The 8,603-nt window shown below is 67.2% G+C and carries 12 protein-coding genes; 8 read left to right on the top strand and 4 right to left on the bottom strand.

Going from position 1 to position 8,603, the window contains the following annotated elements:
* The first annotated feature begins 60 nt into the window (after nt 1–60).
* Genes ACFVYL_RS25240 through ACFVYL_RS25255 form a run of 4 tightly spaced genes read left to right on the top strand, consistent with a single transcriptional unit; the run spans nt 61 to nt 1,581 of the window.
* Nucleotides 61–378, top strand: a complete 318-nt coding sequence (locus ACFVYL_RS25240; RefSeq protein WP_389719658.1) for a hypothetical protein — start codon at nt 61–63, stop codon at nt 376–378.
* Entirely contained in the window at nt 375–875 is a 501-nt protein-coding gene (locus ACFVYL_RS25245; RefSeq protein WP_389719659.1) for a hypothetical protein, read from the top strand. Before ACFVYL_RS25240 ends, ACFVYL_RS25245 begins: the two co-directional genes overlap by 4 nt.
* Nucleotides 876–877: 2 nt before the next feature.
* On the top strand, nt 878–1,174 hold the full coding sequence (locus ACFVYL_RS25250; protein ID WP_389719661.1) for a DUF3817 domain-containing protein: 297 nt from the start codon (nt 878–880) through the stop codon (nt 1,172–1,174).
* Nucleotides 1,171–1,581: a DUF6010 family protein gene (locus ACFVYL_RS25255; RefSeq protein ID WP_389719662.1), complete on the top strand. Its 411-nt coding sequence runs from the start codon at nt 1,171–1,173 to the stop codon at nt 1,579–1,581. The genes ACFVYL_RS25250 and ACFVYL_RS25255 overlap by 4 nt, the downstream gene beginning before the upstream one ends.
* 160 nt (nt 1,582–1,741) lie before the next feature.
* Here the strand turns inward: ACFVYL_RS25255 and ACFVYL_RS25260 are convergent, their stop codons facing one another.
* On the bottom strand, nt 1,742–2,683 hold the full coding sequence (locus ACFVYL_RS25260; RefSeq protein ID WP_389719663.1) for an alpha/beta hydrolase family protein: 942 nt from the start codon (nt 2,681–2,683) through the stop codon (nt 1,742–1,744).
* Between the two features lie 210 nt (nt 2,684–2,893).
* On the opposite strand from ACFVYL_RS25260, the gene ACFVYL_RS25265 reads away from it, so the two are divergent.
* Nucleotides 2,894–3,274, top strand: coding sequence for a MerR family transcriptional regulator (locus ACFVYL_RS25265; protein WP_389719665.1), 381 nt, complete (start codon nt 2,894–2,896; stop codon nt 3,272–3,274).
* 142 nt (nt 3,275–3,416) lie between these two features.
* On the opposite strand, the gene ACFVYL_RS25270 is transcribed toward ACFVYL_RS25265, so the two are convergent.
* Nucleotides 3,417–4,355, bottom strand: coding sequence for an alpha/beta fold hydrolase (locus ACFVYL_RS25270; protein WP_389719667.1), 939 nt, complete (start codon nt 4,353–4,355; stop codon nt 3,417–3,419).
* A 219-nt stretch (nt 4,356–4,574) separates the two neighbouring features.
* Here ACFVYL_RS25270 and ACFVYL_RS25275 point away from each other — a divergent pair, with 219 nt between their 5' ends.
* Nucleotides 4,575–5,159 (top strand): TetR/AcrR family transcriptional regulator, encoded by a 585-nt coding sequence (locus ACFVYL_RS25275; RefSeq protein ID WP_389719669.1) that lies wholly within the window; start codon nt 4,575–4,577, stop codon nt 5,157–5,159.
* A 158-nt stretch (nt 5,160–5,317) separates the two neighbouring features.
* Here ACFVYL_RS25275 and ACFVYL_RS25280 read toward each other — a convergent pair whose 3' ends face one another.
* Together ACFVYL_RS25280 and ACFVYL_RS25285 are read right to left on the bottom strand one after the other, a co-directional pair.
* Nucleotides 5,318–5,857 (bottom strand): ankyrin repeat domain-containing protein, encoded by a 540-nt coding sequence (locus tag ACFVYL_RS25280; RefSeq protein ID WP_389719670.1) that lies wholly within the window; start codon nt 5,855–5,857, stop codon nt 5,318–5,320.
* A complete protein-coding gene (locus ACFVYL_RS25285; RefSeq protein WP_389719671.1) occupies nt 5,854–6,747 on the bottom strand; it encodes a sigma-70 family RNA polymerase sigma factor in 894 nt (297 codons plus the stop codon). The genes ACFVYL_RS25280 and ACFVYL_RS25285 overlap by 4 nt, the downstream gene beginning before the upstream one ends.
* A gap of 82 nt (nt 6,748–6,829) precedes the next feature.
* Between ACFVYL_RS25285 and ACFVYL_RS25290 the strand changes: the two genes are divergently transcribed.
* Together ACFVYL_RS25290 and ACFVYL_RS25295 are read left to right on the top strand one after the other, a co-directional pair.
* Nucleotides 6,830–7,279 carry a carboxymuconolactone decarboxylase family protein gene (locus tag ACFVYL_RS25290; protein WP_389719672.1) on the top strand — a complete coding sequence of 150 codons (450 nt, stop codon included), beginning with the start codon at nt 6,830–6,832 and terminating at the stop codon, nt 7,277–7,279.
* A 137-nt stretch (nt 7,280–7,416) separates the two neighbouring features.
* Nucleotides 7,417–7,977, top strand: a complete 561-nt coding sequence (locus ACFVYL_RS25295; RefSeq protein WP_389719674.1) for a cysteine hydrolase family protein — start codon at nt 7,417–7,419, stop codon at nt 7,975–7,977.
* Nucleotides 7,978–8,603: the final 626 nt, after the last annotated feature.

Raw genomic sequence — 8,603 nt, forward strand, 5'->3', positions numbered from 1 at the left:
GTCAGCCGCTCACCACATCCCATGCACAGTGCACAGCGCACAGTCAGGACGAACATCAGCATGTCGGTCGAAGGCACCTGGAACGTGTCCATCTCCACCCCCATCGGCAAGATCAAGGCCGTGGTCGAACTCCGTGAGCAGGGCGGCGCCCTGACCGGCACCGCACACGGAGCGGGCGAGGAAGTACCGCTCAGCGACATCACCCTCGACGGCGACCGGCTCACCTGGAAACAGGCCATCACCAAGCCCGTACGGCTGAACCTGGCGTTCGACGTGACGGTCGACGGTGACACCCTCCAGGGCACCTCCAAGGCCGGCCACCTTCCGTCCTCGAAGGTCACCGGCGAGCGCCGGCCCGCCCCGGAGCGCCGGGCGTGACCAAACTTCTTCTGTCGCTGCACGTCCTGGCCGCCATAGTCGCCGTCGGCCCGGTCACCGTCGCCGCGAGCATGTTCCCCTCGACGCTCCGCCGCGCCCTCGGCGATGGCGATGGCGATGGCGATCGCGATGGCGGCGACGGCGACGCCCGAACGACCCTGCGGACACTGCACCGCATCTGCCGGGTCTACGCGGGCATCGGCATCGCCGTTCCCCTCTTCGGCTTCGCCACAGCCAGCAGTCTCGGCGTCCTCGACGACACCTGGCTCATCACCTCGATCCTGTTGACCGCGGCCGCCGCCGGTCTCCTGGTTCTGCTGATCCTGCCCGCTCAGGACCGCGCCCTGGCCGAGAGGGCGAGTTCCGCCGCGCCGTCGTCATCGCCAACTCCCTTGACACCGGGACGTCTCGCCATGCTCACCGGCATCTTCAACCTGCTGTGGGCGGCAGTCACCGTACTGATGATCATCCGTCCCGGCTCGACCACGGGGGTGTGACCATGCACCTGCGATCTCCGCGCCATCTGCGCGTTGCCGCCCACGCCGAGCTGCTCTCGCTGATCGTCATGCTGGCCAACCTGTTCACCGTCCACCTCAAGCCCATCTCGTCCTTGATGGGCCCCACTCACGGCAGCGCCTACCTGTTCGTCGTGATCGCGACCTGGCGGCTGGACGAGGCAACGACCGTCGCCAGAGCCCTCGCCGCCGTCCCCGGAGCCGGCGGGCTGCTCGCACTGCGGCGGCTCAGTCCGGCCGGTCCAGGCCCGAACCAACGGAAGGAGGCCATCCAGCCATGATCTACGTGTCGCCGATCATCGTCGGCATCGTCTACTGCCTGGTGATGTCCCTGATCAAGGAACCGCACCGGCGCCGCTTCAACGCGATCATGGTGGCGGGGGCAGGTGCCGCCTACCTCAGCGGGGGTGGATTCGGCCCGTGGGAGCTGCCGTTCGTCGCACTCACGGCGTACGTCGCCTACCGGGGACTGGAGTCCTGGACCTTCATCGGCATCGGCTGGCTGCTGCACACCGTGTGGGACGTGGCCCACTGGCTCAAGGGCAATCCGATCCTGCCGTTCGCACACAACACATCCATGGCTTGCGCCATCTGTGACCCCGTCATCGCCCTGTGGTGCTTCCGCGGAGGACCTTCGCCGGTCGCGCTCGTGGGTCGCTGGTTCAGGCCCGGCCGCGCCCACTCCTGACGCGGGCTTCGCAGGCTCGGCCGCACGGACGAGAGTCCGGAAGACCCGCACGGATACATTCCTGCTCCCGCCAAGGTCCTCAACGATTAATGGACCCTCATCGAGCCGAGCCCGACCTCTGCTTCGAGGGCGGGTGGGGAACCGGGTTCGACGCAGGAGGCTACTTCGATTCCAGTCGTCCCAGCGGGTGGGAGTCACCGGCGAGGGAGGTCTGCGCCCTTTCCCAGTCGGTGTGATCGGTGCCGGTGATGTGGCGCAGGTAGGCGAGAGTGACTTGTTGGACGAGGGCGACGCGACCAGGATTTTCGTCGGTGGTTTCCGCCGCCTCGTAGCCGGAGATGCCGCCGAGGGAGTGCTGGCCGCCGTAGACCGTCAGCAGGTTCTTGTCGTTCCGGCTGAGGGTGTACGGGTCGGCCGTCCAGGACGGGCCCCGCGTGGAGAGTGGGAGATCGTCCTCGTCACCGGCGACGACGAGTCCAGGTGCGGTGATATGGGAGAAGTCCTGGCCCCGCAGCCAGGGAACGTTCTCGATGGCGAAAGGGGTCAGGTCGTCGCCGCCCCGGCCCGCCGTGGCCAGTTGGATGCTGGCCATGACCCGAGAGTCGGACATGTCCTGCGCCATGCCGGTTGTCGGATCCATGACGCGCAGCCCCACGAGGATGCCCGCGGTCTGGCCGCCGAAGGAGTGTCCGGCCGCGACGATGCGACTGTGGTCCATCCGGCCGGGCAGGCCGGGCACGGATGCCTCCAGGCGGTCGAGTTCGTCGAGGATCTGCTTCATGTCCTGCACGCGGTAGCGCCACATGTGAGGTTTGCGGGGGTCATCCGCGGTCACGTTGAAGCGCCTGGAGTCGAGGTGTGTCGCCTGGATCACCACGAAGCCATGGGAGGCCCAGTGGTCGACGAGCGGTGCGTAGCCGTCCAGGTTCGAGCCGAATCCGTGCGCGAACAGCACGATCGGCAGGTTGGTGCCGGTGGCTGGTGCGGAGACACGCACGTGCAGGTCCTCACCGCGCTGCGGCGCGAGCAGCACGACGGGTTTGACGGACACGGCCGGGGCGGACGGGGGGCCGGTGAGGCCGGTCGCCTTGTACGGGGTCATGCGGATGCTTCTTCCAGGCGTGGTGCGTGTGATCGGGTCAGGCCGTCCGGAGACGGCGGCTGCGTTGCGCACGCTCCTTTCGTTCGGGCCCTTGTGCGCCAGGAGAGGCACCGGCAGAGAGTCCCCCCGATGAGGCGCACGTCGATTACGCTAAAACCTGACGTCGACGTCAGAGGCAAGCTTCGTGGTGGGTGCCACACAGGAGACGAGATGCGCATCGGAGAACTCGCAGCCCGGACCGGTGTCAGTGTCCGGGCCCTGCGCTACTACGAGGAGCAGGATCTGCTCGACGCCGAGCGCAGCCCCAGAGGCCAGCGCCACTACTCCGAAAGCGCGGTCGGCCAGGTCCAGATGATCCAGCAGCTTTACGCCGCCGGGCTGCCCAGCAAGACGATCGTCGAGCTCATGCCGAGCGTCATCGCCGGCCGCGCCACGCCCGCCCTGCTCAAGGGGTTGGCAGCGGAGCGCGAGCATGTCGAGCAGCGCCTCATCGACCTCACACACACCCGGGACCGGCTCGACTCGGTGATCGCCGCCGCCACCAGCAACATGCTCACCGGCACTTCCTGCCGACAGTCGACCCCCGCCTAGGGCAGGCGGCTCACTGGCCGGCACACGTTCAGCGGTGGGCACCGGGGAAACGAGTGCGGCAGTCAGCAGTCAGGCTTCGTGGTCTGAGTGGTGCGAGTTTCGCGCGGCCTTGGGCGGCGCGGTCGGGTCGGTTCGACGAGTGTCAGTCGTCGGCGGCGATGAAGTCTGTTATCGCGGCAGCGATGGCTTCGGGTTGCTCGTCGGGGATGAAGTGTCCAGCGTTTGGCACGATGATTCGGGTGGTGTTGTCAGCCCATGGGCTGATGGAGGCGGCCATGTCCGGAACGGAGCCGTGGCTGCTGGAGATTCCGAGGACGGGCAGGGTCAGGCGCCGCTGCTTGAGCGCCTCGCGGTTCTTGCGCGCTGACTCGGCGGCGTCCCGGTAGTACGCGAGGGAAGCGCGCAGGCCGCCGTCGACGGCTACGGCCGCCGCGTAGTGGTCGATCTCGGCGTCGTCGAACGTGTCGGGAGACAGGGCCTTCATCTTCAGGAACCAGCCGACGTACTCGCGTTCGCGGCCGGCGAGCAGCGTCTCGGGCAGATCGGGCACGATGTGGAACGCGAAGTGCCAGGTTTTCCAAGCTCGTTCGGGATCGGTGGGAATGGCCTCCGGGAGAGTGATGCCGGGTATCCCGGCGTCGAGCAGAGCGACTCCGCGCAGGTTGCTCTCGAAGGTGAGGGCGAGGGAGAAGGCGACCCAGGCGCCGATGTCGTGGGCGACCAGGGAGTAAGTCGAGACGCCGAGAGCCTGCACGGCGGTGTGGACGTGCGCGGCGACCGTGTGCGTGTCGTAGCTGTGCTCCGGACGCTCGGAGTGGCCCTGACCCGGCAGGTCGATCGCGATGACGTGGAACCGGTCGGCGAGGCCGGGCATCACCTTTCGCCAGGCCCACCAGGTTTGCGGAAAGCCGGCGAGCAGGACGACGGTCGGACCGCTCGGCCGCCCGCCTTCGACGGCATGAAGGCGGACACCGTCCGCGTCGACCCAGCGGTGAGTGAATCCGGCCAGGTGCTGCAGGGGCAGATCGCGGACGGGGTTGCTCTCGAAGGCCTGCGGAGTGCTGGTTGCCGGGCTGGTCACGGGGATCCTCCGTCGGTGTCAGGTGGGTGGTTGGGGCGGTGCAGCCGACGGCGGTGACCGGGACCATGAGGTGTGTGTCTCGCGTGGTCGCGAAGTGCACGGTATGCCTGGCGGCCATGACCACCCTTGCAAGCTAGCACATCGTGAACTGACCAGTTCAAGATAGAATGGTGCACAACACAGTGCGAACCATCGACACATCGGCAAGGAAGTGCCCGCGTGGCAGGCAAGAAGCAGTTCGACATGGACAAGGTGCTCGACGCCGCGATGATCCAGTTCTGGTGCGACGGCTACGCCGACACCTCACTGGACGACTTGTCCCGGGCAACCGGCCTGAACCGCAGTTCCATCTACTCCTCCCTCGGCGACAAGGACAAGCTCTTCCTGCGCTGCCTGGATCTCTACGCCGCGCGCTACGGCGAGAAATACGACGCCGCCCTGTCGTGTGCGGCCTCGGAACCCGTTGCCGCTGTTCGTGCGTTCTTCGACGTCACCCTTGAACGCATCGCCGATCCCGAACTGCCTGACGGCTGCCTGATCGCCCAGTCAGCCATGGCAATTCCAGTGCTGAGTCCGAGCGTCGCAGCACACGCCAAGCAGGCCCTCGGCCTCCAGTGCCAGCGCCTGCGCACCGCACTGAAGGCTGCCCAACTGACCGACCAGAACGCTGAGGCCTTCGCCCTGCACGTGGCGGCCGTGAACCAGTCGCTCGCCGTCATGAGCAGGGCCGGGGCGAGCCAGGCGCAACTCCTGGCCATCGTGGGCGTGAGCGTCGACGCGCTGTCGCAGGTGCTGCACGCGTAACGAATCTGATGAGGCCGTATGGTGCCAGGGCCAGGGCCAGGGCCAGGGCCAGGGCCAGGGCCAGGGCCAGGGCCGACTGCGCCACGATGACGACGCGGCGTTGAGCGACCGGACGATCTCCGACACGTGCCGGTCTCTACGGAAGGTGAACGAGACCCTCACCGGCCCGGAACACACCTACGCTCTGCCTGGCGCGGCGGCGAACTGGCGCCGCGGTCGAGCAGATGCCGCACCATGTTCGCCTGTCCGAATCCGGCTGCCCAGCCGAGGGCCGTCCGGTTTCGCATCTCCGCGTCGATGTCGGCGCCATGGTCCAGCAACAGGTCCACGGTCGACATGTGTCCTTCCTGGCCGGCCGTGGCCGCAAGGACCAATGGCAGGTGGCCCATTCCGTTCCGGGCATCGGCGTGGACGCCGGCATCGAGGAGACACTTCACCACCAAGGTGTGCCCGTGGACCGCCGCCAGGCACAGAGGTGTGGTCTCACGATACGTTCCCACCCTCTGCTCCGGATCCGCACCAGCCTCGACGAGGGCGCTCACGACACCGGCGTGCCCTCGACGTACCGCCTGATCCAGCCCTGTGCACTGATCGCTGCTCTGCGTGTCGGCAGCGACAACGCCTGTCTCGAGCAGCTGTTTCACCAGTCCGGCATCACCGTCACTCGCAGCCCGCACCAGGCGGTCCGCCACGTTCACTGGCTCATCCTGTAGAGGGCCATGAGCGCGAGTTTGGCCGGGTCGACCACGGCTGTGATGGCGGCGATTCGGCCGTCGATGACGTTGAACGCGAGGACCGACAGTGGGGTGCCGTTGTCGTGCCAGGAGATGACCCCCGGCAGCCCGTTGACGATGGCCGCCCGCCCCTGTGTGGCTGCACCGGCCGCCAGTTGTGCGCCGGCGGCGACTTCGGTGGCTCCGAGGATGACGACTTCACCGGCAGGGGTGTCGACGGTCAGTTTCACCGCGGGGTCGAGAACCCGCAGCAATCCCTCGAAGTCGCCGCAGCGTGCCGCCTCCAGGAACGCTTGGACCACCTGGCGTTGCTCCTGCTCGACGCCTGCGGGCCTCTCGTTTGCCTGAACCTTCCTGCGCGCACGGCTCGCGAGCATCTTGGCGGCGGCGGTGGATTTGCCGAGGATCTTGCCGATCTCGTCGAACGGCACCGCGAACAGGTCGTGCAGCACGAACGCCAGGCGCTCGCTCGGCCCGAGCGAGTCGAGGACGATCAGGAGCGCCAGCCCCACGGAGTCCGCGAGGACCGCGTCGTCCTCGGGAGCCGGGCCATCGTCGAGGGTCACGACGAGCTCGGGCAACTGGTCATCATAGGACGCCTCGGGGCGGGCCCGGCGCGATCGCAGGACGTCGAGGCTGATCCGACCGACCACCGTGGTCAACCAGCCGGCGAGGTTGTCGATGGTCGCCGCGTCCTGGCGGGAGAGACGTAGCCATGCCTCCTGAACCACGTCCTCGGCATCGGCGTGTGACCCGAGCACGCGATGGGCGACCGCGAGCAGCCGCCCCCGCTGGGACTCGAACGCCTCGGTCGTCGGGCTCGGGCTCGTGCTCGTGGGGCTGGTGTGGGACATGTTGTTACCTTCCTCGGATCCGCTCCGTCATGGGTGATGACGAGCCCGGAAGGGCGCAGGTAACCGATGAAGGAGCGGACCGATGGAAGCACGTATGAAGAGCGCGATGAACCCCGACCTGACCACTGCGATACAGCACCTCTACAAGGCGATTCACGCCGGCGGCGTCGACCAGCGCCTGCTGTCGCTGATCCACCTGCGGGCCAGCCAGATCAACGGTTGCAGCCCGTGCGTCTTCGCCTCGATCGATGCGGCGAAGAAGGCCGGGGAGACCGATGAGCGGCTGCACAACGTGGTTGCGTGGCGCGAGACACCCTTCTTCACGGAGGAGGAGAGGGCGGCACTGGAGTTGACGGAGGCCGCCACCCGGATCCAGGACGGTGCGCCGGGGGTGACCGACGAGGTCTGGGACTCGGCCGCCGATCACTTCTCCGAGGAGCAACTGGGCGCGATCATCCTGGAGATCGCGATGACCAACTTCTTCAACCGCATCAACCGTACGATCAGGGAGCAGGCTGGAAAGACCTGGTAAGACCTGGTGAGTTGGGCGGGCGCGGGTGCGTCATCGTTGTGCCCGCGCCCGCGCACGCACCCTCCGGGAGTGGCGAACTTGGCCACTTCGAACCCGGCCACTTCGAACCCCTAACCGACTTCCTTCTTGGAGGCGATATGAACAGTGCCCTTCTCGTGATGGACGTTCAACAGGCCATCGTGGACATCGCCGACGACGGTTCGGGATACCTGCCACGCCTTCGGAGGGCGATCGATGGCGCCCGGTCAGCCAAGATCCCCGTGATCTACGTCGTCATCGGACTGCGCCCCGGTTTTCCGGAAGTTGGTACACGCAATAAAGCTCTGGCTGCCATCGCGCGAGCCGGCCTCTATGTGGAGGGCGCCCCCGGCACTGAGATCCACCCCGACATCGCGCCCCGGCCGGGCGAGGTGGTGGTCACCAAGAGGCGTGCGAGTGCCTTCTCGGGCAGTGACCTGGATGTGGTGCTGCGGGCGCGTGGTATCGACAGCCTCGTGCTCACCGGAATTGCGACGAGCGCTGTGGTGCTGTCCACGCTCTGTCAGGCGAACGATATGGACTTCGGCCTCACCGTTCTCTCCGACGCTTGTCTGGACACCGATCCAGAGCTGCATCAGGTGCTCATTGAGCGGTTGTTCCCGCAGTGGGCGGACGTGGTGACTGTCGAGGACTGGCTCATGGCGAGCGCGGCGCAATAGGCCGTTTCGTTCTGCCCCTGCAAGGCTTGCCATGCTTCCCGGGTTTCTCTGTCTTTGACGTCCCCGGCTCTGTGCTCTGGGCCTTCGGTCCTCTTCGAGTGTGTCCAGGGGCCCCGGTGGTCTGATGCCTCGCGCGGTCCACCCTCTGCCGTCTCTGCCCTCTGGCCGTCTGCGCTCCCTGGCTGCTTCCGGTGCCCGGCTCCTGCGCCCCGCGCGGCTTGGTTCGCCTCTGTCGGTCTCTGCCCGACCTCGCCCCCACCTCTCCCGCGCCTGGCGCAGCTTGCTTGGCTCCCATCTGTCGCTGTCCCGGCTTGCCCCTACACCTCATGTGCTCCGTACCTCTGGCGCCCCGGTCTTGGTCCTCTGGTGTGGGGTGTTTGGTTGTGTGTTATTTCGGGTTGGAGTGGGTGTTTGTCGCTGTTTTGGTGGGGTGGGTGGGGTGTGCGGGGTTGGTTCGTTGGGGGGTGCGGGGTGCGGGGTGCGGGGTGCGGGCCGGGGGTTGGGTGGTGTGGTGTGGGGTTTTCTTGAGGGTGTCTGGAGGGGTGGGGGGTGGGGTGGCGGAGGGGGGGTGGGGGGCGGCTAGAAACCAGCTACGCGGTTTTCTATTGACAGGGCGGGGGGAATCT

The organism is Streptomyces sp. NPDC058308, from assembly GCF_042880275.1.
In the GTDB taxonomy this organism is placed as follows: domain Bacteria; phylum Actinomycetota; class Actinomycetes; order Streptomycetales; family Streptomycetaceae; genus Streptomyces.